Raw genomic sequence first — 21869 nt, 5'->3', positions numbered from 1 at the left:
GCACCGAGATCTACGGCGTCCCAGTGCCCCGGCGAGTGAATGCCCGCCGGGGCAACTAGGATCAGATCGAGAAGGTCTTGCCGTAGGTGACGACGGTGTCGCCGCCGGACCCGACTATCTTCACGAACGGGCGGACGTTGGTCTGGCCGAGCACGCCGGTGACAGTGCCGTGGAAACCCGAAAGGCGAAGCACGCCTTCGGCTCCCGAGATGTCTCCACCGGCGACCTCGACCTCCTGGATGCCGGGGCCGAAGCCGACGGCGAGTTCGATGCCCGCGCGCGGGATGAGGCCGTCGATGGTGGCGCTCGGGTCGGAGCCGATCTCGACGCTCGAGCCGGGGGTCGACCACTCGAACTTGATTCTGCCGTCGAGGGTGGCGGGGTAGCCGACCTGATAGCCGATAGTGATGCGGCCGGACCAGGCTTCGGCCTCGGGGCCGATGACCAGGTAGGAGGCCGCGCCGCTGTGGAACCACTCACGGGTGAGCGGATTGCCGTCGAGCGGTGCGACGAAGTCGATCCTGGTGTCGGACTGGATCGCTTCGACGGTGCGGTTCTTGCCGTCGAGAACGACACTGCTGCTGTCGATTCCGGCAGCGGCGGAGCCTGCCCCCATGACGAGACCGACGGCGACGGCCGATGCCATCGCCGCGATCCGGAGCGCGCGCGGTACGAGCACGGTAATTCCCCTCATCAGATTTCTTCCCCTGGCTATCCGCCCGCCGAACGGTGCGTTCGACGCCACTTCCCCCTGCGATCCGGGCACCGGCCACCGCGACACTGCGACGGTCCAGCAGTGACCGGAGCTCGATCATGGTGCGGCGCTGGGCAATCCGAGTATCCCACGGGATCCGATCATGCGCCGATCGACGTAACGTCGTCTATGCCACAGCCTGGCGCACGCGACTATCGCCTGCGGGGGCCCGCCGGGTCGTCGATCACCCACCGTCCGGTGAGTTCGGGCAGTCCGTTGCTCACCTCGGCGAGCAGGTCCGGCAGCGTCAACAGCACCACGTCGGGCTCGGCGGCGACGAGTTCGGCGGGGGAGATGATGGGTACATCGGTGCCGGGCATTCGGCGACCCTGTTTGCCGGGCGCGGCGTCGGCGACACCGGCGAGCAGGCCGCGGTGCGCGCCTGCCATGCTCAGCAGGGCTACCGCCCGCGACGCGGCACCGTAGGCGTAGACCCGATCGCATTGTGCGGCAGCAGCTTCCAGCCAGCCGCGGAGAGCACGGACGTGGTGGTCGACCGTCTGCTGCAGTTCGGCGATAGAGCTCAGCGCATCGGCTTCCGTCGCGAGAATTTCTTCGACGCCTGCGTCCGGAGCGTGGTCGCCGTGGCGAACCGCGAGGAGCACGGTGCCGCCGTAGAGGTCGAACTCCCACGCGGTGACCACACTCATTCCCACGGCCCCGAGCAGAGTGCGCAGGGTGGACAGCGAGTAATACGCGAAGTGTCCGTGCCGCAACGCATTCCACTGTCCCTGCGCGACGATGGCGGCCAGGGAGTGGTACTGCACGAGCAGGACACCGTCGGGAGCCGTCGCCGCGGCACGTGCCGCGAAGGCCGCCCGCTGATCGGGTTCGTGCATGATGCCGAAGCAGTCGAGCACCACATCGGCCGGTCCGCCGGTGTTCTCGGTGAAGCCGTGCGCGCCGAGCAGGGGCAGCCAGGTGCCGCCGTGGGGGCTGCCGAATTCGGTCACCGTCGAACCACGCAGCAGCCCAGCGGCGAGCACCAGACGCACCGCCGCGGCGGCCTGCTCGCGCAGGGCCAGCGGTTCGATGCCGCGGGGTTCGGCTGTGACGGTGTCGTCGTCGGCGAGTTGAGCAAGGCCGCACGCCGCGCACTGGTCCATCCGCAACGGATGACCGGATTCGGTGTCGGCGACCGGAGTGTCACGGGGCGGAAAGTGGTCCGCCGCCGGGACCGAGCCCAGGTCGAGAAGGGGAGTGAGCGCGATCTTCGCGCAGCCGCGGCATCGGCGGGTCATGACAAGATGTCCTCGTGCGTATCGAGCGGACCGAATTGGCTGACGTGGTGGTTCTCGTTCCCGAACCGTTCCGCGACGATCGTGGGTTGTTCACCCGCACCTTCGACGCGGGCGAGTTCGACGCCCATCTCGGGGTGCCGGGTGCGGCGGCGGCCTTCGTGCAGGATTCGCAGTCGAGGTCGGTGCGCGGGGTGATCCGCGGCATGCATGGACGCGGCGGGCGCGGCGAGGCCAAGCTGGTGCGCTGCGCGCACGGCGCCGTGCATGACGTACTCGTCGACATTCGCCCCGATTCGCCGACTTTCGGTGCGCGCCAAGCCTTTCGGCTTGACGACGAGCAGTTCCATCACCTGTACGTGCCGCCGGGTTTCCTGCACGGATTCCAGGCGCTCACCGAGATCGCCGACGTCTGCTATCGCATCGACCGTCCGCACGATCCCGCCGAGGACCTCGGGGTCGCCTACGACGACCCCGAGCTGGCCATCGACTGGCCGCTGCCCGTCGGCCCCGTCTCCGCGCGTGACGCGGGAGCCGGGACCTGGCCGGCGCTGCTGGCTACGCTGACGCCGACGCACTGATCCGGCGCAGCTGTGCGTCGAGCACTCCGGAATCGCACAGGCCCTGCAGATGCGGCAGCCGGGTGAACCGGCGGAAGAACGCGTCCGAGGTGAGCCCGCGTGCGGTGTACTCGGTGAACAGCTCGGCCGCACCCGCGGGCACCGTCCACTGTGCCTCGAAGCCGAGAACCTCACGCGCGTAAGAGAAGTCGACCCGGTAGGACCGTGGGTCCGCACCGCTCTCGCCGGTGATCAGCAGTCGTGAGCCGGGCACCGCGTCGACCACCGAGGCGGCGATCTCGGCGACGGTCAGGTTGTTTACCTCGGTGCCGATATTGAACGCCCGGCGCGAGACGTCGGCGGCGGGCGCGGTGAGGCAGGTGGCGAACGCGGCGGCGATGTCGGCGGCGTGTACCAGTGGACGCCACGGGGTGCCGTCGGAGAGCACCTTCACCTCGCCGGTGAGCACCGCGTAGCCGACCAGGTTGTTGAGCACGATATCGGCCCGCAGTCGGGGCGAGAAGCCGAAAGCCGTTGCGTTGCGCAGGAACACCGGGACGAAGTCGTCGTCGGCGAGGGCGGCCACATCGTCCTCGACGCGCACCTTGCTCTCGGCATACGGGGTGATCGGGCGCAGCGGGGCGTCCTCGGTGACGAGGTCGGCACCGGCCGCGCCGTAGACCGAGCAGGTCGACGCGTAGAGGAACCTGGAGACCCCGGCCTCTTTGGCGAGGCGGGCCAGGCGGACCGACGCGTGATGGTTGATGTCGTAGGTGATCTCCGGTGCCAGGGCGCCGAGGGGATCGTTCGACAACGCGGCAAGATGGATCACCGCGTCGAAACCGCGCAGCTGCTCGACGGTCACCTCGCGTAGGTCCACCGCCAAACCTTCTGGGTCGCCGGCGAATTCGCCGAGCAGGCAGTCGGCGAAGTAGCCGATGTCCAGGCCGGTGACCCGGTGGCCCGCCGCCCGCAGCACCGGCACCATCACGGTGCCGAGATAGCCCTGGTGCCCGGTGACCAGTACCCGCATGTTCACGTCTGTTCCCATCTGATGATCGCTTTGTCGAGCACGAACGCCTCGGCATACGGTGCGTGGCACTGCACGCCACGCAGCCGGGCCAGCCCGAGGAAGGCCTGTTCGTCGAACCAGTCGCGGCCCGTCTGCGACGGATAGTGCTTGTGCAGCAGTCGCGACTTCTCTTGTGCGAGTTCATGGCTCAACGGGTGGTACAGCGTGGGAGCCGGGGTGTCGGTCTCCCATTTGAGGATCTCGTAACCCAGGGTCAGGTGATCGCGGAACTCGGTCGGCACCAGTTCGGCGAGCAGGCGGTGGTCCTGGTGGGCGTCGCCACGATGCGGTGCGAACACCACCTCGGGTTCGCCGCCACGGCGAAAGGCCGCCAGTGCGTCCTTGATCCGGTCCCAGTGCGCCGGTGCGCGGCCGTCGGGCACATCGAGAACCCGCAGGTCGGGCTCGGTGCCCGAGCAGAACGCGGTCAGTGCCGCGCGCTCCTCGTCCTCGCGTGCGGTGCCACCGCCGGAGAGCACCAAGGCCCGCACCTCGACGTCGGGATCGGCCCCGGTGAGCGCGAGAAGTGTTGCCCCCATCCCGATCGCGATGTCGTCGCAGTGCGCGCCGAGCACCGCGATCCGGCGCGGTGGGCGGGTGAACAACCCGATCACGGCTGGTCCCACACCATCCACGGCCGGGTGCCGTTGCGGTAGGCGTCGTCGAGCTCGGCGCGTTCCTTGAAGGTGTCGGCGGGCTTCCAGAAGCCCATGTGCTGATACCCGAAGAGCCTGCCCTGCCCGGCGAGTGCGCCGCACGCGTCGGCCACCAGATCGCCGCCCGGCGGCAGGAGATCGAAGATTTCCTGGCTGAGTACGAAGTATCCGCCGTTCTCCCACAGGGGCATCTGCGCCACCGGCACGATGTCCTTCACCTCGCCGGTCGGTGAGATGTCCACGCAGTGGAACGAGGACTGCGGTGGCACCACCATCATCGACGCGGCCGCACCCGAGGCGCGGAAGCGCTCGATCATGGTGTCCAGTGGTGCGTCGGTGAGGACGTCGGCGTAGTTGGCCAGGAAATACTCGTCGCCGTCGAGGTGCTCGCGCACGCGGCGCAGGCGCTCACCGATCGCGGATTCGACGCCGGTGTCGACGAAGGTGATCGACCAGTCGCTGATGTCACTGCCGAGCAGCTCCACCGCACCGTTGCGGATCACGAAGTCGTTGGACGCCGACTCCTGGTAGGTGAGGAAGAAGTTCTTGATGTGTTCGGCGCCGTAGCCCAGACACAGGACGAACTCCTTGTGGCCGTAGTGCGCGTAGTAGCGCATCACGTGCCACAGCAGCGGGCGCGGGCCGACCAACTGCATCGGCTTGGGGACGACGTCGTCGGATCCGCCGCGCATGCGCATGCCGTATCCGCCGCAGAACAGTACGACCTTCATCGGTTCGTTCACTTTCCTTCGGAGTGTGCGCCGGCCGCGACCGGTTCGCTGATCGTGGTGCCGCGATGCAGCACCGGCAGCGGATAGATCAGTTCGCCACCCCACTCAGCGACCTGGCAGAGTTGGGCGGTGATCTCGGTTTCGAGATTCCACGGCAGGACCAGCACCACATCGGGCCGGTCGGCGTCGATGCGCTCCGGCGGATGGATCGGGATCCGGGTGCCGGGGGTGAATCGGCCGTGCTTGTAAGGGTTGCGGTCCACGGTGTACTCGAGCAGGTCGGGCCGGATACCGCAGTAGTTGAGCAGGGTGTTGCCCTTGCCCGGCGCGCCGTAGCCGACTACCCGCTTGCCCGCCGCGCGGCAGTCGAGCAGGAAACGCAGCAGCTCCTGGCGGACCGACTCCGCGCGGGCGCCGAGCGCGGCGTAACCGGCGGGCTCGTGCAGGCCCGCCGCCCGCTCGAGGTCGAGGACCTCGGCGACCCTGGCGCTCGGTTCGGCGACGGCGTCGGGGCGTGCCCACAGCCGGATCGAGCCGCCGTGGGTTGCCAGGAGTTCCACATCGACGACAGTCAGGCCGGCGATCGCCAGCGCGCGCTGCGCCGAATGGACGGTGTAGTACTGGAAATGCTCGTGATAGATGGTGTCGAACTGGCCGAGCTGGACCAGGTTCAGCGCGTGATGCACTTCGATGCTGCACCAGCCCTCGTCGCTGAGCAGGGTGCGCAGCGCGTGGGTGAACCCGCGCAGGTCGGGCACGTGGGCGTAGACGTTGTTGGCGACCACCAGGTCGGCCGGGCCGTGCTCGGCGCGTATCCGTGCGGCCGAATCCTGTTCCAGGAACGCTGTTTCCGTCGGCACGCCGACCTCGCGGGCGGCCAGACCGACGTTGACCGACGGCTCGATGCCGAGGCAGCGGATGCCACGGGCGACCGCGTGCCGCAGCAGATAGCCGTCGTTGCTGGCCACCTCGATGACGAACGAATCGGGGCCGAGGCCGAGTCGCTCGGCGGTGGTGGTGACGAACTGCTCGGCGTGCCGGACCCAGCTGTCGGAGAACGAGGAGAAATACGCGTACTCGGTGAAGGTGTCCTCGGGGGTGATCAGCGCCGGGATCTGCAGCAGCAGGCAGTCCTCGCACAGCCGCAGGTGCAGCGGATACGTCGACTCCGGCAGGTCGAGTTCCGCTACGGCCAGGAAACTCTCGCACGGCGGAGTGGCACCCAGGTCGAGCACGCTCGTGAGCCGTTCGGAATCACAGAGTCGACATTGCACGTGGAGCCCCCACCTTCTTGCACGTTCACCCAAGCTGTCACGGCTCATGCCGGTCATGCCGGAAGTCGGATCGACGGGCCGAGACGTTACAGCCGCGGGCGCTAGGGGGTGCCCCGAAACGTGCGGGGCAGAAAGAGATTCGTGGTATGTTTCGGAGTTCGACCAGGTTGATACGGCACCGGCAAACTGCTGGCGAGCTCGACCGTTCCCCATTCCTTTGTGATGCCGATCACTCCCGAAGGCGATTGTCCTGCATTCATACCGAAAGGCAATGGCGACTCGGTGATAGCTGCCCGATTGCGCTGTGCTGTGGCTAACCGCTGGAATCTGTTGCGGCGGTGAGTCTTCGGCGAGAATGCCTGCTTGGGGTCTGTAACAATCAGCGGGCGGGTATCGAATCGACGGGAAGTAGGACGGCCGCAACGGCCGCGTTCCGGTCTGCGGGGATCGGGAAACGATTCGTCTCCCGAAGGGGAGGTGTGGGTTCATGAGCTACGAGCTCACCGGTACTGGCGACGTCGATGTTGTCAACGGTGTCCAGGCGCTGCGCCGTACGCAGCGCGAGAGTTGGCAGACCGCGTTGGTCCAGCGGTTGGTCGTGACCGATGTGGTCGCGGTATTCGGGGCGGTCGCGGCCGCGCAGGTGATCCGCTTCGGCGGGCCTGCGGCGCCCCCGCTGGCCTGGCCGCTGCCGTATGAGGTCGGCTACTCCGTGGTGTCGCTGGCTTTGGCCGCCGGGTGGCTGGCGCTGCTGCACGGGTACGGCAGCCGGACGCCGCAGGTGGTCGGCACCGGCAGCGAGGAGTTCCGCAGGCTGGTGTCGGCGACGCTGCGGCTGTTCGGTGTGCTCGCGATCCTGGCGCTGCTGTTCCGGGTGGAGGTCGCGCGTGGCTATCTCGCCATCGCGTTGCCCGCCGGGCTGCTCGCACTGGTCGCTGGGCGCTTGGCGTGGCGGTGGCGGCTACGACGGTGGCGCGCGCAAGGCCGGTGTCACACCGCGGTGCTGGTCGTCGGTTCGCCGGAGGCCGCGCACGCGATGGCGTCGGCCTTCACCGGCGATCCCGGCTCGGGCTACCGCGTGGTCGGCGTATGCGTGCCATCGGGATCGATCGGCGCGCAGTTCGATACGACCGACGGGCCGTCGGTGCTCGGGGACGATCGCTCGGTACTCGAGGCGGTCCGCCGCGGTGGGGCCGATTCGGTGGCCGTGGCCGCGACCGATCATCTGGGCCCCGCCGAATTGCGGCGAATGGCATGGGCATTGGATCCACTGGGCGTCGATCTGATCGTGGCCCCCGGTGTCGTCGATATCGCGGGGGGTCGGTTGACCAACCGGATTGTCGCGGGAATGCCGATGCTGCACATCGACCCGCCGCGCTACGGACGCGCGAAGTCGAGTCGTAAAGCGTTGTTCGACTTGTGTTTTGCCGCGATTGTGTTGGTCCTCATCGCGCCGATGCTGGCCGCCATCGCGATCGCGGTGAGGATGACGAGTGCGGGACCGGTGTTCTACCTGTCGGAACGGATCGGTCGTGACGGAATTCCGTTCCGGATGATCAAGTTCCGCAGCATGCTCGTCGATGCCGACAGCGCGGTGGAGGCGCTCATCGACCGCCACGGTGGGAATCCGTTGTTCTTCAAGGTCAAAGACGATCCGCGGGTAACCGCTGTCGGCCGGTTCCTGCGCAAGTACAGCCTCGACGAGTTGCCCCAGTTCTTCAATGTGCTGCGCGGGGACATGAGTGTCGTCGGCCCGCGCCCGCAGGTGCAACGTGAGGTCGACAGCTATGACGGGGAAATGCGACGGCGGCTGCTGGTGAAGCCGGGCGTCACCGGGCTGTGGCAGGTCAGCGGGCGGTCGGATCTGTCGCCCGAGGATTCGGTGCGGCTCGACCTGTCCTATGTCGAGAACTGGTCGATGGTGCTGGATCTGGCGTTGATCGCGCGCACCATCGGGGTGGTCACCCGCGGCGACGGCGCGTACTGAAGCCGCGGTGGTGAGTCGAACTCACCACCCCGGCTTCAGTACACGCCCACCGTCAGCGCAGGTCGCGGCGGCGGAAGGCCATGAGTCCCACAAGGATTCCCGCTCCGGCGAAAACCGTCAGGTAGGCGATCGGTGCGATGTCGAACGCCGCGCCCGGCAGCTTCGGCGGGTGGACGAAGGGGACCAGATCGAGGATCCACTGGGAGAAGCTGCCCAGCGAGCCGAGCAGGAAAATCACGATCATCGCGCTCAGTACGCCCCAGGCAAGCGCCGCGTACTTCGGCAGGGCGCCGAACAGCAGCATCGCGATGGCGGTGATCACCCAGACCGCGGGCAGCTGCACCGCGACCGCGCCCAAGGATTCGCCGACTTTGCCGGGGAGGTCGCCATCTGTCGCACCCCAGACGATTCCGATGGCGAGGCTGGCGGCCAGCAGTGTCACGACGGGTCCGCCGATCGCGAACAGCAGGTGGCTCGACGCATAACGCACGCGCCCCACCGCGGCGGCCAGGACCGTCTCGGCGCGGCCCGAGTTCTCCTCCTCGTGCAGCCGCAGCACCGCCGAGACCGAGTAGGCGGCGGCCGCGGCGGCCAGCATGGTGACGGCGTAGGCGATGAACGACTTCTCCAGATCAGCCGACCCGCCCATTGAGGTGACCACGTCCTGCAGGGTGCCGCTGTCGTCGAGCATGCCGCCGATGCTGTTCACCGCGCCGCCGATGAGTAGGCCGTACAGGGCGAATCCGGTCGTCCAGGCGACGAGCGAACCCCGCTGCAATCGCCAGGCCAGACCCACCGGACCCGTCAGTGACGTGCCCGCGGTGGCCGGTCCGGGGCGCTCGGCCAGCAGGCCCGCACCGATATCGCGGGTCCGCAACAACCGATAGGCGAGCAGGGTCGCGCCGGTACCGAGGGCGGCCAACGGCACGAGCGCCCACCAGCGTTCGTCGGCGAACGGACGGACCTGCAAGCACCAGCCCAGCGGCGAAAACCACGACAGCACACCATTTCCCGCGTCACCGACCGCACGCACCGCGAACGCGGCGCCCAAGCTGCCGAGCGCGATGCCACGGGCGAGCCGGGCGCCGGTGCTGACCTGAGCGGCGACGGCCGCCACCGCACCCCAGACGACACCGGATGCGGCGAGCGCGGCACCGAAGGCGACCGAACCCGCGACAGGCAGATCGGTGGCCATCAGTGAAGCGGCGCAAGCGATTCCGGCGACCGCCGATGCGCCGAAGGTGAGCAGAAGTGCTCCGGTGAGGCCGGCGAACCGGCCGATGCTGGTAGCGCCGACCAGTTCCGCGCGCCCGGTCTCCTCCTCGACCCTGGTGTGACGGATCACCGTGAGTACCGCGGCGATCGCGATCATCGCGTACATCGCGCCGGCCTTCCACGTGCCGATGGAACCCAGTGCCGAGCTGAAAACCGGTCCGTACATGGCGATCAGCGCCGGGCTCGCGGCCGTGGTCGCCGCGAAGTGATCGAGCTGTTGCGGTGTGGTGTAGATGTCCCTGATCGAGACGATCTGCAGCGCGGGCATCAACCCGATCAGCAGCGACCACAGCGGGGCGACCACCCGGTCGCGGCGCAGGTACAGGCGCAGCATCTGGCCGGTGCCCGCGAATTCGCCTGCGGTGCGCGAGGTTCCGGTGAAACGGGGGAGAGCGGCGATAGTGGTCATGCCCGCACCTTCTCGGCGGTCTCGGTGTCGTCGACGTGGTAGTGGCGCAGGAACAGATCCTCCAGCGTCGGCGGCGCGCTGGTCAGGCTGCGAACGCCCGCGTCACCGAGTACCCGGATCAGGGCGCCGAGATGGTCGGCGTCGACCTGGCAGCGCAGCGTCGAGCCGTCCTGTTCGACATCGCCGACACCGGGCATCGCGCTGAGATCGCCGGGATCGCCGATCAGATCGGCGGTGATGGCGGTGCGGCTCAGGTGGCGAAGGTCGTCGAGTGAACCGGATTCGACCGTGCGGCCCGCCCGGATGATCGTTACCCGGTCGCACAGGTGCTCGACCTCGGACAGGATGTGGCTCGACAGCAGTACCGTCGCGCCGCGCGCCGCAGCGTCGCGCACACAGTCCTGGAAGACCTGTTCCATCAGCGGGTCGAGACCCGATGTCGGTTCGTCGAGGATCAACAGGTCCGCGTTCGCCGAAAACGCTGATACCAGTGCGACTTTCTGCCGGTTGCCCTTGGAATAGGTACGCGCCTTCTTGGTCGGGTCCAGCTCGAAGCGTTCGATCAGCTCGTCGCGCCGTGCCTCGTCCAGGCCGCCGCGCATGCGGGCGAGTAGATCGATCGTCTCGCCGCCCGACAGTGACGGCCACAGAGTGACATCGCCTGGGACGTAAGCGATCCGGCGATGCAGCTCGACCGCATCGGTCCACGGGTCACGGCCGAAGACCATGGCTTCGCCGCCGGTCGCGCGCAGGACGCCGAGCAGGATTCGGATGGTGGTGGACTTGCCTGCGCCGTTGGGACCGAGGAAACCGTGGATTTCGCCGGTACCGACATGTAGGTCGAGTCCGTCCAGCGCGGTGAAGCGGCCGAACGTCTTTCGCAGGTCCGCGACATCGATGACCCGGGCGGGGGTGGGTTTGGGCATCGTCTACTCCTCGAAAAGGGTGTCGAGCATGGTGGAATCGGTGAGCAATCCTTGGGTGTAGAGCTCGAGCGCCGGAAAGGTGATCTCGTCGGAGAGCTCACGAATCGCCTTGCGGTAGTCGAGTTTTCCTTCGCGTTGCATGCGCATCTGCAGATAGAGGTTCATGGCGCCGACATGGCAGAGCACGATGTAGCGGGCGCGCGCCGCGTGATTGCGACTCGGCTTGACCTTGCCCGCGTCGACGGCGGTCTGCATGTACTGCTCCGCGTCGGTGATCATGTGCTCGAGCAATGACTCCGAGAGCGCGCCGCCGGCCTGGAAGCTACGCAGCATGTAGGCCACCAGGGGGGCGTACATCTCGATCTCGGCCATCGCGGTGAGCATCCCCGCGGGACCCGGTGCCGCGATCGCACGCAGCTTCTCGTCGCGGATGATCTCGAGCACACGATCGTCGCAGACCGCGCGCAGGCCGTCCTTGGAACCGAAGTGATGGTTCACCAGGCCGGGCGAGACGCCGGCTGCGGCGGCGATCGCCCGAACTCCGACACCGAAGCCCTGCTCACCGAACAATTCGATCGCGGCATCGCGAATCCTGGCTGCGGTAGTGAGATCGACTGAACGCATGTTCAATATATTAAACGCGCGTTCAATCGGTTGGCAAGACTTTGGCCCGAACCGAGTTTCGGGCCTGGGTGACTGTTCGTCGGCGGGCTAGTGTCGAAGCCATGGCTACCGGCACATCGACGACGGCAGAACATCTGCGCGCAGCGCTGGACGGACCGTGGCGCACGGTCAGGGAGCAGGCGCGCACGCAGCTCGCCGGCGAGGAATTCACCGACGACCCCGAACTCGACATCCACGCGGCCAGGGCTCGCGTGCTCGACCAGATGCGCGTCATCGCGACCATGGGCTATCCCGAGCGCGGCTTCCGGTCCGAGAACGGCGGCACCGGCGACCCAGGCGGTGCGGTCACCGGGCTCGAGATGCTGGCCTACACCGACCTGTCGCTCTGGGTGAAATCCGGTGTGCAGTGGGGGTTGTTCGGTGGCGCGGTGGAGAACCTGGGCACCGAACGACACCGCGACTTCATCAAGCGCCTGATCTCGCTCGATCTGCTCGGCTGCTTCGCGATGACCGAGTCGGGGCACGGCAGCGATGTCGCCGATCTGGAGACCACGGCCACCTACGATCCGGCCACCCAGGAATTCGTCATCAACACCCCGACGCCGTCGGCGCGCAAGGACTACATCGGTGGCGCCGCGGTTCATGCCCGGATGGCCGCGGTGTTCGCCCAGCTGATCGTCGGCGGCGAGAGTCAGGGCGTGCACTGTCTGCTGGTGCCGATCCGCGACGACCGCGGCGCGGACCTGCCCGGCGTGACCACCTACGACGACGGCCTCAAGGGCGGGCTGCCGGGGGTCGACAACGGCCGGATCGTCTTCGACCAGGTGCGGATCCCGCGCGAGAACCTGCTCAACCGCTACGCCGACGTCTCCCCGGAGGGCGCCTACAGCTCCGAGATCGAGAACCCGAGCCGCCGCTTCTTCACGACCCTCGGCACGCTGGTGCGTGGCCGGGTCAGCGTCGGTGGCGCGGGCGCCGCGGGCGCGCGGGTGGCACTGAGTATCGCCGTGCGGTACGCGCTGGCGCGCCGCCAGTTCGCCGACCCCGACACCGGCGAGGAAACCCTGCTGCTGGACTACCGCAGCCATCAGCGCAGGCTGCTGCCATTGGTGGCGAAGTCGTTCGCGCTGGCCTTCGCCCAGAACGACCTCGTTCGCCGGATGGATCTGATCCAGCGCGGGCAAGACACCGAACCGAGCTCACAGCGAGCGCTGGAGAAACGTGCCGCAGGTCTGAAGGTCGCCCAGACCCGCCACGCCACCCGGGCTATTCAGGAATGCCGCGAAGCCTGCGGCGGCGCGGGCTATCTCACCGAGAACCGCCTGGTCACGCTGAAGGCAGACACCGACGTGTTCACCACCTTCGAAGGCGACAATGTCGTCTTGACCCAGCTCGTGGCGAAGGAACTGCTCACGGCGTACTCCGACGAGGTCCGCGACCTCGACGCGCTCGGCTGGGTGCGTTTTGCCGCCACCATGGCCGGTGACGTGGTGCGGAAACGCTCCGGTGTGCGTCAGCTGATCCAGACCCTGCGCGACCGCAACGACGAGACCGTCGACGAGGGCGACCTGTCCAAACGCGATGTCCAGCTGCAGTTGTTCGCCGACCGCGAGGACTACCTGCTGCGCACCGCCGCGCACCGGCTGCGCGCCCGCGCCGCCGACACCGGCCCGTTCGAGGCATTCAACAACGCCCAGGACCACATCCTGGCCGCCGGCGCCGCGCACATCGACCGCCTCGTGCTCGAGGAGTTCGTCGACGGCATCGCCGCCATCGAGGACCCGGACGCGAAAGCCCTCGCTGAAACAGTCTGCGACCTCTATGTCTACGCCTCGCTGGAGGAGAACCTGGCCTGGTACATCATGCACCGGTTCATGTCGGTGGAGCGGGCCAAGGGTGTGCGGCGCGGGGTCAACGAACTGGTCGACCGCCTGCGTCCCGACGCGCTGACCCTGGTGGAGGCGATGGGCGTGCCCGAGACGATGCTGCGCGCCGAGATGCTGCACGACGCCAGCGTTTTCGACCGCCGATAGCGTGCGCGCCGCGCCTTGCCCGTCCAGCGGCGGGCTAGGCGCGGTTTCGGGTACGTAGCGCATCGGAGATCCAGCACAGGCCGATCGCCATCGCGGCCGCCGCCGCTGCCCCGCCGAGGACATCGGTGGGATGGTGGTATCCCAATTCGGCCATGCCGGGAGTGATCGCGATCAGTGCGAGCACGGTCAGCGTCGCCACTACGATCCGTGCCCGGAGGTCGGTCACCAGGCACGCGAAAGTTGTTGCGACAGCGACCATATGGACGGTGTGTCCGCTCGGATAGGCAAGATGGTCGTCCAGCCGGCGATCCCACAGCGGTTTCAGCAACCAGGTGTTGACCGCCAACGCGATCTCGGGAACCACCAGCATGGTCACGGCCCGCCACCACTGCCGCCGTAGCGCGAACCAGGCACACGCGGCCAAGAGCAGCGTCACAACCACCGGCGCGTTGCTCGGCGCGACGAGCACCTGCGCGAGGCCGGGGGAGACGGTGTCCTCGGACACCACGGAGTCCAGCTCGCTCGCTCCGCCGTGCGCGGGGAACGTCAACGGAATCGCCGCGGTGAGTGCGGCACCGGCGCCGATCGCCGTCACCCGGACAACGGTGGCAGTGCGACGTCGTTCGATCACGGACGCGACGACTGCCGCCCGGCCCCGCTCAAGCCGGACCGTAGGTGAGCACCGCCGTGACCAGGAACCACAGCACCCACACGATGGCCACGATCATGCCGAGGGCGAGGGTGATCCGCAGGAACGCCCGGCCGAAATCGAGATCGCCGCCGACCCGCGGATACAGCTTCCACGGGCTGTACCACGGCGCGACCATGCCCCGGGACTGCGCTTGGCGTTCGAGCTCGGCCTGCTCCTCGGCGTAGGCCTCCGCGGCCGCCTGGGTGGGCCCGCCGTGCCACAGCGTCACATCGATGGGGCCGAGGAAGCCCTCGTTGAGCAGGTCCTGTGGTGCGGGCAGGAACGGCAGGATGCCGAGGCCGCGGAACGCGATGGCGATGTCGTTGGCCGTCCAGAGATTGTGTTCCTTCTCGGCCAGCAATTCGAAGTACATCTCGAGGCGGTGCGGGTCGTCGGTGACGATCACATCGAAGCTCGGGTCGCTCCAACCCTGGTGCACGTCGATCTGGGCGCCGGGCATCGGCACGATCAGGCCGAGGCCGTGCACCGCGCGCTGGCCGAGCCCGCGGGCGGCGAGATAGTCCTGCAGGGCGAAGGTGTGCTCACGTGACCGCTCCAGCGGCGTCGACTTCTCCGAACCCGCGAACTGGGCGAGCTCCCCGGAGACCATCCACGGGCCGTTGAGCGGGATCTCCAGCACGCCGTCCTGCGGGGCGGTGAACGTCTCCGCCTCGATGATCACGCAACTGGTGGGGGTCCAGACCACCGCGTCGAACTGGTGTAGCCGATCCTGGTGGAACAGGCTGCAGTTGATCGTGGCGACGCCGTGCGGGCTCGACGGGTCCTTCCATGTTCGCAACCAGTCGATCAGTGCCGCCTCGGCATCGCTGCCTGCCGCATTCTGCACGCGCACGAGCATGGAGACCGCCCTTCGTTGGTCGTTGGCGCGGCACTCGGCACACGCGAACTGTGCCGAGAACCGTTGGCGTACATCGTAGCTGGGTCAATCCTGTTCGGCGTCGAACGTGCCCGCGGCGACGGCGGCGACGAGGTCGGCGTGATCGGCCTCGGTGCGGTCGGCGTAACGCACCGCGAAGCGTGCCACCGATTCCTCGAACCGGTCGTCATCGTCGTCATCGGTTTCCAGATAGCCGGCGAGCGCGCGCGGATCCAGCGAGCGGGCATGCGCGCGCGCCAGCAGCGCACCGGCGAGTCGACCGTAGTCGTCGAGATCGTCGGCCGACAGCGTCGCCGGGTCGATACTGCCCTTGAGATTGCGGAACTGGCGCACGATGAACGGCAGCGATTCGTCGAGCTCGATGGTTGTCCAACCGAGCAGGATGTCGGTCTCGGACTGCACGGTCCGCGCGCCGACCACGATCCGCTCGCCCTCGTGGCGGGGCGCGGTCGATGGCAGGAACGGGCTGAGTGCGGACGGCCGCGCCTGCTTGACCTGCAGTACCACCGCCTCACCGTCGTTACCGTGCAACAGCGCCACATAACTGTGCAGGCCGACGCTGCCGGTGCCGACGATGCGAAACGCCACATCGGAGACCGCGAACCGGGCCAGCAGATTGCGCCGGGACTCCCGGATGGTGCTCGCGTAGCGTTCCAGGCCGTCGATCACCGCTTCCGACACCTGCGCGTCAACGGGAGTCAGCACGGGCGGGTCGCTGACGAAACGATGCTTGCGGATATCGGTCTCGTGATCGTCGAGGTGCTCGGTCCACTTCGCCACCACTTTGGCGCTGGTGTTCTTGCGTGCCTTCTTCGCGGCCTTCTTGAAGTCGTCGAGCAGGTCCTCGGCTTTGGCGCTGGCCAGGATCGACTCGTCGGGCAACGCGGTCCACGACTGCATGAACGGCATATCGGCCAATTCGTCGACGGTGTGCCGGTAGGAACGGGCGGCATCGCGTGCCGCGCGCAGGCAATCGTCGGCGTCGACGCCGCCTTCTCGTCCGGCCAGCACGAGGCTGGCCGCCAGGCGCTCCAGATCCCACTCCCACGGGCCCATGACCGTCTCGTCGAAATCATTGATATCCATCACGATTTCGCCACGTTGAGTGCCGTAGAGGCCGAAGTTGGCGGCATGAGCGTCACCACAGATCTGCGCGGCCAGACCGCTGTCAGGTCCGGCGGCGAGGTCGGCCGCCATCAGGCCCGCGGCGCCGCGGAAGAAGGTGAACGGCGAGGCGATCATCCGGCCGATCCGCAGCGGAATCAGCCGCTCGATCCGGCCACGGTTGCTGGTATCGATGAACTCGCGCACCGTCGGCCGCTCGGAACTCTCCGCGGCACGGTCGCGCTCGCTGACAGGCACCCGTTGCCTGGCAGCCCGGCCACGCTCGCGGGCGTCCTCGGCGGAGACGTAGGAGCGCAGATCAATACCACTGTCGGACACGACTGCCCAGGTTAGCCGGTCGCAGCATGGTGAGCAGTGCCACGCTCGATACGCAGCGGAGTTGACGGCGTTTCGGCGTGGCCGGATGGCGCGAGCAGGGGTCGGTGCGGTAAGCAGGGGCGTGGCAACCGAATCAGGAACGCCGGGCACGCACGACACCGAATCCGGTGGCGTGTTCAGCGACCGCATCCTGACCGTGCCGAACGCGCTGAGCGTTGTGCGGCTGATCGGCATTCCCGTCTTCCTGTGGCTGCTGCTGGTCCGCCACGCCGACGGCTGGGCGTTCGCGCTGCTGATCGCCAGTGGCTTCACCGATTTCCTCGACGGCAAGCTCGCCAGGCTGCTCGATCAGTCCTCGCGGCTGGGCGCGATACTCGACCCGCTCGTCGACCGGCTGTACCTGGTGACCACCCTGGTGGCCTTCGTCGCGCGCGGTCTGCTGCCCTGGTGGCTCGCGGTGATCTTGATCGCACGCGATCTGGTACTCACCGCGACCCTTTCGGTGTACAAGCGGCGAGAGCTGCCCGCACCGGAGGTGATCTACCTGGGGAAAGCGGCGACCTTCGCGCTGATGGCGGCGCTGCCGTGGATGCTGACCGGGGAGATGGACTGGGCGGGGGCGAGTTTCGGGTGGGCCTTCGGCTGGGCGCTTCTGATCTGGGGTACCGCACTCTACGTCTGGACCGGGGTGCTCTACGCCGGGCTGGCGGTCGCGGTCGCGCGATCGATACCGCCTGTGCCGCACCGCGGGAGCTAGTCGATACTGTTGCGTGCAACGTCGACGATGAAAGGACGTCCTGTGACCCGGACCCCTGAGGAACTGCGCTACACCGAAGAGCACGAATGGGTGCGGCGGACCAGCCCCACGGCGGTCCGTGTCGGCATCACCGATTACGCCCAGTCACAGCTGGGTGACGTCGTGTTCGTCCAACTGCCCGACGTCGACAAGGATGTGACCATCGGCGAGAGCATCGCCGAGGTCGAGTCGACCAAGAGCGTGTCCGACATCTACGCTCCGCTCAGCGGCAAAGTCGTTGCGGTGAACGAGGATCTGGTGCAGTCACCGGAGACGCTCAACACCGATCCCTACGACGCGGGCTGGTTGTTCGAGCTCGCGTTCGACGACGAGGCAACCCTGGATTCCGCCCTCGGTGAACTGCTGGATGCAGCGGGTTACCAAGGAGTTATCGGGGGCTGACGCAGCCTTCACAGTTCTCCCTGCACGGGCACGCCCCGGCAGGGTACGGTCAAAGCCAAGCGGATACGTCGGGGAATCGACGCCGGGAACTTTCCTGGCGATGTGATCGCGCCGGTCGTGTCGCCGAATACAGCACCTGCTTGCATGGATAATCAGGTTCGAGGAGGAGAGAAACGGTGAGCGAGAACAGGGACCCGGGTTACGGGGAAACCGCGGCCGAGACGACGTCGGTCTTCCGCGCGGACTTCCTCAACGAGGTCGACGCGTCGCGCTCCGCAGAGCCGACCGGCGAACAGCCGGTTCAGGGCGTCGAGGGCCTGCCGGCCGGCGCGGCCCTCCTGGTGGTCAAGCGTGGCCCGAACGCGGGCTCGCGTTTCCTGCTGGATCAGCCGACCACTTCGGCCGGCCGCCATCCCGACAGTGACATCTTTCTCGACGACGTCACCGTCAGCCGTCGGCATGCCGAGTTCCGTCAGGACGACGACTCGTTCCAGGTCGTCGATGTGGGCAGCCTCAACGGCACCTACGTCAACCGGGAGCCGGTGGACTCCTCGGAGCTGCAGAACGGCGACGAGGTCCAGATCGGCAAGTTCCGGCTGGTCTTCCTGACCGGTCCGCGCGCGCAGGCGAACGAATCGGCGTCGGGCGCGGGGTCGCGGTGACCCCAACGGTACTGGTGCCCGCGAAGGGCACAGTGCTGTGACAGGGGCGGCGCAGTGGGCGCGCGGAGGAATGTCGATCGGCTCCGTACTCGACCTGCTGCGACCAGATTTTCCTGACATCACCATCTCCAAGATCCGGTTCCTCGAATCCGAGGGCCTGATCCGGCCGGAACGGACGCCGTCGGGATACCGGCGGTTCTCGGTTTCCGACTACGAACGGCTGCGTTTCGTACTGACCGCCCAACGCGATCAGTACCTGCCGTTGAAGGTGATCAAGGAGCAGTTGGAAGCGATCGACAGTGGTGCGGCGACGATGGGCGTGCGTGAAGCGCGCGCCCGCGCGCACTCCCACCACGGGTCCGCGGAAGCCGGGCACGGTGTGTCCGGCTCCGCGGATGCCGACGATGAGCCGGCGAGCCCGGCCGTGCCGCGCCGCCTCGGTATCGTTCCCGGTGAGATCAGGCCCGAGGAACTGCGCGTCGATGTCGGCGTGCGGCTCACCAGGACGGATCTGCTCGCCAAGGCCGATATCGACGATCGTTTCCTCGACGATCTGCTGCGCGCGGGACTCATCGTCCCCGGCGCCGGCGGATTCTTCGAGTCCGATGCGGTGACGCTCGCACACGCCGCGAAAGCGATGGCCGAATTCGGCTTGGAAGCCCGTCATCTGCGTGCCTTCAAACTGGCCGCCGACCGTGAGGCAGCGCTGATCGCACAGATCGCCGCGCCCATCGCGAAGAGTCGCGATGCCGACGCGCGCGCACGCGCGGAAGAGACCGTCCGCGAACTCGCGGCACTATCGCTGAACCTGCACGCCGCACTGGTGAAAGCCGCGGTACGCACGGCCCTCGGCGGCTGACACACCCGGCCGGGTGATCAGGTATCGCCCCGGCTACACACCGATTTCGGCTCGAACGTCTTCCTTCCGCGCCCCAGAATTCGCCTAGACTCGTTGATACGGCGAGCTGTGCAGCTGTCGTGCCGGCCGGCGGCCGAGTATGGGAGGCAGGACTTACTCATGAGCGAGATGCGTGTTATCGGCATCCGTGTGGAGCAGCCACAGAACCAGCCCGTGCTGCTGCTGCGGGAGGCTTCGGGGGAGCGGTATCTGCCGATCTGGATCGGGCAGGCCGAGGCCACCGCGATCGTGCTCGAGCAGGAGGGGGTCACGCCGATCCGTCCGCTCACTCACGATCTGATCAAGATTCTGATCACGGAGCTGGGACACACACTCAAGGAAGTGCGGATCGTGGATCTGCAGGAGGGCACCTTCTACGCCGACCTGGTCTTCGACGGCGACCTGCGGGTCTCGGCGCGACCTTCCGACTCGGTGGCGATCGCCTTGCGCGTGGGGTGCCCGATCTACGCCGAGGAACCGGTCCTCGCCGAGGCGGGACTGGTGATGCCCGACGAGCGGGAGGACGAGGTGGAGAAGTTCAAGGAGTTCCTCGAGTCGGTTTCGCCCGACGACTTCAAGGCGACCGACAGCTGATCACGATCTTCTAAACCTTAAGTAGAGGTCCAGGGAATCGCGGCGTTTGGTGCTTGGTGCGACTGCACCGCAGGTCCGACAATGGCAGGAGTAACCTCGAAAGTCGGGCAACATCCGTCGTGACTCCGACCCGAGAACGTCGGCAGAAGGAGCGATCAGTGGAAGAACAAACGCAGGATGTCGTACAGCCTGGCTTGTTCCCGGACGACTCGGTTCCGGATGATCTGGTCGGCTACCGGGTGCCGAGCGCCTGCCAGGTCGCCGGTATCACCTACCGTCAGCTCGATTATTGGGCCCGTACCGGGCTGGTCGTGCCATCGATTCGTGGTGCGGCGGGGTCGGGCAGTCAGCGGCTGTACTCGTTCAAGGACATCCTTGTCCTCAAGATCGTGAAGCGGCTGCTGGACGCGGGCATCTCTTTACAGAACATCCGGATCGCCGTCGATCACCTGCGCAGTCGTGGCGTCGGCGATCTCGCCGGGATCACCCTGTTCTCCGACGGAACCTCGGTGTACGAGTGCTCCTCGCCCGAGGAAGTGGTCGATTTACTGCAGGGCGGCCAGGGCGTCTTCGGCATCGCCGTGGGTGGCGCGATGCGGGAACTGACCGGCGCGATCGCGGATTTCCCCGCCGAGCGGGCCACCGCGATCACCGACCGTCCCGAGGACGAACTGTCCTTCCGCCGCAAGGTTCGGGAGAACCGCAAGACCGGGTAGTCACGAGCGCTGACCGCATCACCTGCTCGAACCGGTGTGGTGCCGGATGAACGAGGGAACAAGAAGCCGCATCGGTCGGGACACGCGCCCGCGCGACGCAGGGGAAACAGCCGTCGGATTCACTAGTGTCCGGGGTCATGTTGCGAATCATCTGGAGAGTGAGTTTCATCGCCTCAGCGCTGGCCATTCTGTCGCAGCCGACCGCACATGCCGATAGCGTCAATCTGCCACCGCACGAGAAGACTTTCGAGTCGGATATGGGCAGTTTCACCGTCGGCACCCACGATGAGGTCATCAATCGAATCGCGCCGTTGAACAGCGTCCCCACCAGCCGGGAAGCGTTGGTCTCCACCGTCGCGTACGGACGGCTCGACGGGCAGGCCGAGGGCGTGCTCAAGACCGGATACTCCGTCGGCTGTGCGGCCAAAATCGGTGCCGTGACCCCCGGCATCGATCCCACTACCGAATTCGGGCTCGAGGGGCCGCAGCAGAACTACGCGACGGAGCAGGCGCAGCGGCAGGCGACGGAGCAGGCGCAGTCGGAGACCGTCGAGCGGTCGAGTTCCGGCGAGTCGGTGCAGTCCCAGACGCAGGAATCCGGGCAATCACAGGAGTTCGAATCGGCCCAGGTGCAGGAGTTCAACGGCATCCTCCCGTCCATCCTGTTGGACCCGGGTCTGTTCCTGGAATTGGAACTGCAACCCGGCGACATCACCAACGTCGATATCGGGGAGGGCAAGCCGCTCATCCCGGGCGAGACCGTGCGGATCGTGACCCGCGACTTCCACATCAAAGTCGACAACTGCGTGGGCCCGGTCACCATCCGCCAATACACCTACGTGCAAACCAGAACACCCCAAGTCGACGACAGCGGAGCCGTGTTCGGCGACCCCACCAGCCTGTAGTGCGTGTGGGTGACGAGCGCTACACCCTGAGCGGGGTCGCGGTGGTGCTGCGGGGGTTTGTCTGCCATTAGACTGGACGGGCGTCGCCGCCGTGCGGGAGAGTCCTCGGTTCGCGAGAATCGGGGCGCCGAAGGAGCAGCACCTCCCCGTCAATCTCTCAGGCAACAGGGACCGCACGGTGATTCGACGCCTCTGGAAAGCGGTGGCATCCGGCTGCCCGCCCACGGGGAAAGGGACACGGTCTTACCCATTTCGGGGGACCGGGTTTCCGAATCTCTCAGGCGCACAGACAGAGGGGGAGGGCTGGTACCCGTCGACCACGAGG

Annotated in this window: 22 protein-coding genes and 1 riboswitch; of the genes, 10 read left to right on the top strand and 12 right to left on the bottom strand. The window is 67.3% G+C overall.

Annotated features, from left to right (window positions below; translation table 11 throughout):
* Nucleotides 1–61: 61 nt before the first annotated feature.
* Nucleotides 62–694, bottom strand: coding sequence for an MspA family porin (locus tag ACFXKN_RS05610; protein ID WP_379432509.1), 633 nt, complete (start codon nucleotides 692–694; stop codon nucleotides 62–64).
* A 212-nt stretch (nucleotides 695–906) separates the two neighbouring features.
* A complete protein-coding gene (locus tag ACFXKN_RS05605; RefSeq protein ID WP_379432508.1) occupies nucleotides 907–1995 on the bottom strand; it encodes a methyltransferase domain-containing protein in 1089 nt (362 codons plus the stop codon).
* Between the two features lie 14 nt (nucleotides 1996–2009).
* Between ACFXKN_RS05605 and rfbC the strand changes: the two genes are divergently transcribed.
* Nucleotides 2010–2573, top strand: a complete 564-nt coding sequence (gene rfbC / locus ACFXKN_RS05600) for a dTDP-4-dehydrorhamnose 3,5-epimerase (RefSeq protein WP_379432507.1) — start codon at nucleotides 2010–2012, stop codon at nucleotides 2571–2573.
* Here the strand turns inward: rfbC and ACFXKN_RS05595 are convergent.
* Genes ACFXKN_RS05595 through ACFXKN_RS05580 form a run of 4 tightly spaced genes read right to left on the bottom strand, consistent with a single transcriptional unit; the run spans nucleotide 2551 to nucleotide 6285 of the window.
* Nucleotides 2551–3585, bottom strand: coding sequence for an NAD-dependent epimerase/dehydratase family protein (locus ACFXKN_RS05595; RefSeq protein ID WP_379432643.1), 1035 nt, complete (start codon nucleotides 3583–3585; stop codon nucleotides 2551–2553). The genes rfbC and ACFXKN_RS05595 overlap by 23 nt on opposite strands.
* A 2-nt stretch (nucleotides 3586–3587) precedes the next feature.
* On the bottom strand, nucleotides 3588–4250 hold the full coding sequence (locus ACFXKN_RS05590; protein WP_379432506.1) for a PIG-L deacetylase family protein: 663 nt from the start codon (nucleotides 4248–4250) through the stop codon (nucleotides 3588–3590).
* Nucleotides 4235–5011 carry a glucose-1-phosphate cytidylyltransferase gene (locus tag ACFXKN_RS05585; protein ID WP_379432505.1) on the bottom strand — a complete coding sequence of 259 codons (777 nt, stop codon included), beginning with the start codon at nucleotides 5009–5011 and terminating at the stop codon, nucleotides 4235–4237. The genes ACFXKN_RS05590 and ACFXKN_RS05585 overlap by 16 nt, the downstream gene beginning before the upstream one ends.
* 8 nt (nucleotides 5012–5019) lie before the next feature.
* Nucleotides 5020–6285, bottom strand: coding sequence for a methyltransferase domain-containing protein (locus ACFXKN_RS05580; RefSeq protein ID WP_379432504.1), 1266 nt, complete (start codon nucleotides 6283–6285; stop codon nucleotides 5020–5022).
* A 487-nt stretch (nucleotides 6286–6772) separates the two neighbouring features.
* Here ACFXKN_RS05580 and ACFXKN_RS05575 point away from each other — a divergent pair, with 487 nt between their 5' ends.
* On the top strand, nucleotides 6773–8272 hold the full coding sequence (locus ACFXKN_RS05575; RefSeq protein WP_378950121.1) for a sugar transferase: 1500 nt from the start codon (nucleotides 6773–6775) through the stop codon (nucleotides 8270–8272).
* A 52-nt stretch (nucleotides 8273–8324) separates the two neighbouring features.
* On the opposite strand, the gene ACFXKN_RS05570 is transcribed toward ACFXKN_RS05575, so the two are convergent.
* Genes ACFXKN_RS05570 through ACFXKN_RS05560 form a run of 3 tightly spaced genes read right to left on the bottom strand, consistent with a single transcriptional unit; the run spans nucleotide 8325 to nucleotide 11506 of the window.
* The gene (locus ACFXKN_RS05570; protein ID WP_378950119.1) at nucleotides 8325–9956 is read right to left on the bottom strand and encodes an ABC transporter permease; all 1632 of its coding nucleotides are present in this window, start codon (nucleotides 9954–9956) and stop codon (nucleotides 8325–8327) included.
* Nucleotides 9953–10882, bottom strand: a complete 930-nt coding sequence (locus tag ACFXKN_RS05565; protein ID WP_378950117.1) for an ATP-binding cassette domain-containing protein — start codon at nucleotides 10880–10882, stop codon at nucleotides 9953–9955. The genes ACFXKN_RS05570 and ACFXKN_RS05565 overlap by 4 nt, the downstream gene beginning before the upstream one ends.
* Before the next feature lie 3 nt (nucleotides 10883–10885).
* The gene (locus tag ACFXKN_RS05560; protein WP_378950115.1) at nucleotides 10886–11506 is read right to left on the bottom strand and encodes a TetR family transcriptional regulator; all 621 of its coding nucleotides are present in this window, start codon (nucleotides 11504–11506) and stop codon (nucleotides 10886–10888) included.
* Nucleotides 11507–11607: 101 nt separating this feature from the next.
* Here ACFXKN_RS05560 and ACFXKN_RS05555 point away from each other — a divergent pair, with 101 nt between their 5' ends.
* Complete coding sequence (locus ACFXKN_RS05555; RefSeq protein WP_378950113.1) at nucleotides 11608–13539, top strand: acyl-CoA dehydrogenase; 1932 nt, start codon at nucleotides 11608–11610, stop codon at nucleotides 13537–13539.
* A 34-nt stretch (nucleotides 13540–13573) separates the two neighbouring features.
* On the opposite strand, the gene ACFXKN_RS05550 is transcribed toward ACFXKN_RS05555, so the two are convergent.
* The 3 genes from ACFXKN_RS05550 to ACFXKN_RS05540 all read right to left on the bottom strand — a co-directional run bounded on the left by ACFXKN_RS05550 (nucleotide 13574) and on the right by ACFXKN_RS05540 (nucleotide 16571).
* A complete protein-coding gene (locus ACFXKN_RS05550; protein WP_378950111.1) occupies nucleotides 13574–14134 on the bottom strand; it encodes a phosphatase PAP2 family protein in 561 nt (186 codons plus the stop codon).
* Nucleotides 14135–14198: 64 nt separating this feature from the next.
* Nucleotides 14199–15077: a nuclease-related domain-containing protein gene (locus ACFXKN_RS05545; protein ID WP_378950109.1), complete on the bottom strand. Its 879-nt coding sequence runs from the start codon at nucleotides 15075–15077 to the stop codon at nucleotides 14199–14201.
* Between the two features lie 96 nt (nucleotides 15078–15173).
* Nucleotides 15174–16571 (bottom strand): DUF2252 domain-containing protein, encoded by a 1398-nt coding sequence (locus ACFXKN_RS05540; RefSeq protein ID WP_378950107.1) that lies wholly within the window; start codon nucleotides 16569–16571, stop codon nucleotides 15174–15176.
* 121 nt (nucleotides 16572–16692) lie between these two features.
* On the opposite strand from ACFXKN_RS05540, the gene ACFXKN_RS05535 reads away from it, so the two are divergent.
* The 7 genes from ACFXKN_RS05535 to ACFXKN_RS05505 all read left to right on the top strand — a co-directional run bounded on the left by ACFXKN_RS05535 (nucleotide 16693) and on the right by ACFXKN_RS05505 (nucleotide 21544).
* The gene (locus ACFXKN_RS05535) at nucleotides 16693–17328 is read left to right on the top strand and encodes a CDP-alcohol phosphatidyltransferase family protein (RefSeq protein WP_378950105.1); all 636 of its coding nucleotides are present in this window, start codon (nucleotides 16693–16695) and stop codon (nucleotides 17326–17328) included.
* Nucleotides 17329–17370: 42 nt separating this feature from the next.
* Nucleotides 17371–17769 carry a glycine cleavage system protein GcvH gene (gene gcvH, locus ACFXKN_RS05530; protein WP_378950103.1) on the top strand — a complete coding sequence of 133 codons (399 nt, stop codon included), beginning with the start codon at nucleotides 17371–17373 and terminating at the stop codon, nucleotides 17767–17769.
* A 176-nt stretch (nucleotides 17770–17945) separates the two neighbouring features.
* Nucleotides 17946–18431 (top strand): FHA domain-containing protein, encoded by a 486-nt coding sequence (locus ACFXKN_RS05525; RefSeq protein ID WP_056817657.1) that lies wholly within the window; start codon nucleotides 17946–17948, stop codon nucleotides 18429–18431.
* A 70-nt stretch (nucleotides 18432–18501) separates the two neighbouring features.
* Nucleotides 18502–19290 (top strand): MerR family transcriptional regulator, encoded by a 789-nt coding sequence (locus ACFXKN_RS05520; RefSeq protein WP_378950100.1) that lies wholly within the window; start codon nucleotides 18502–18504, stop codon nucleotides 19288–19290.
* A 159-nt stretch (nucleotides 19291–19449) separates the two neighbouring features.
* Entirely contained in the window at nucleotides 19450–19923 is a 474-nt protein-coding gene (locus ACFXKN_RS05515) for a bifunctional nuclease family protein (RefSeq protein WP_067446263.1), read from the top strand.
* Between the two features lie 158 nt (nucleotides 19924–20081).
* Nucleotides 20082–20639, top strand: coding sequence for a MerR family transcriptional regulator (locus ACFXKN_RS05510; protein WP_378950098.1), 558 nt, complete (start codon nucleotides 20082–20084; stop codon nucleotides 20637–20639).
* Nucleotides 20640–20797: 158 nt separating this feature from the next.
* Nucleotides 20798–21544 carry an MspA family porin gene (locus tag ACFXKN_RS05505; protein ID WP_378950096.1) on the top strand — a complete coding sequence of 249 codons (747 nt, stop codon included), beginning with the start codon at nucleotides 20798–20800 and terminating at the stop codon, nucleotides 21542–21544.
* Between the two features lie 84 nt (nucleotides 21545–21628).
* A riboswitch (glycine riboswitch) is annotated at nucleotides 21629–21728 on the top strand.
* Nucleotides 21729–21869 lie beyond the last annotated feature (141 nt).

It is taken from the genome of Nocardia sp. NPDC059195 (assembly GCF_042754695.1).
In the GTDB taxonomy this organism is placed as follows: domain Bacteria; phylum Actinomycetota; class Actinomycetes; order Mycobacteriales; family Mycobacteriaceae; genus Nocardia.
Note: the sequence above shows the minus strand (reverse complement) of the source record. Positions and strands in the feature narration are given on the sequence as shown.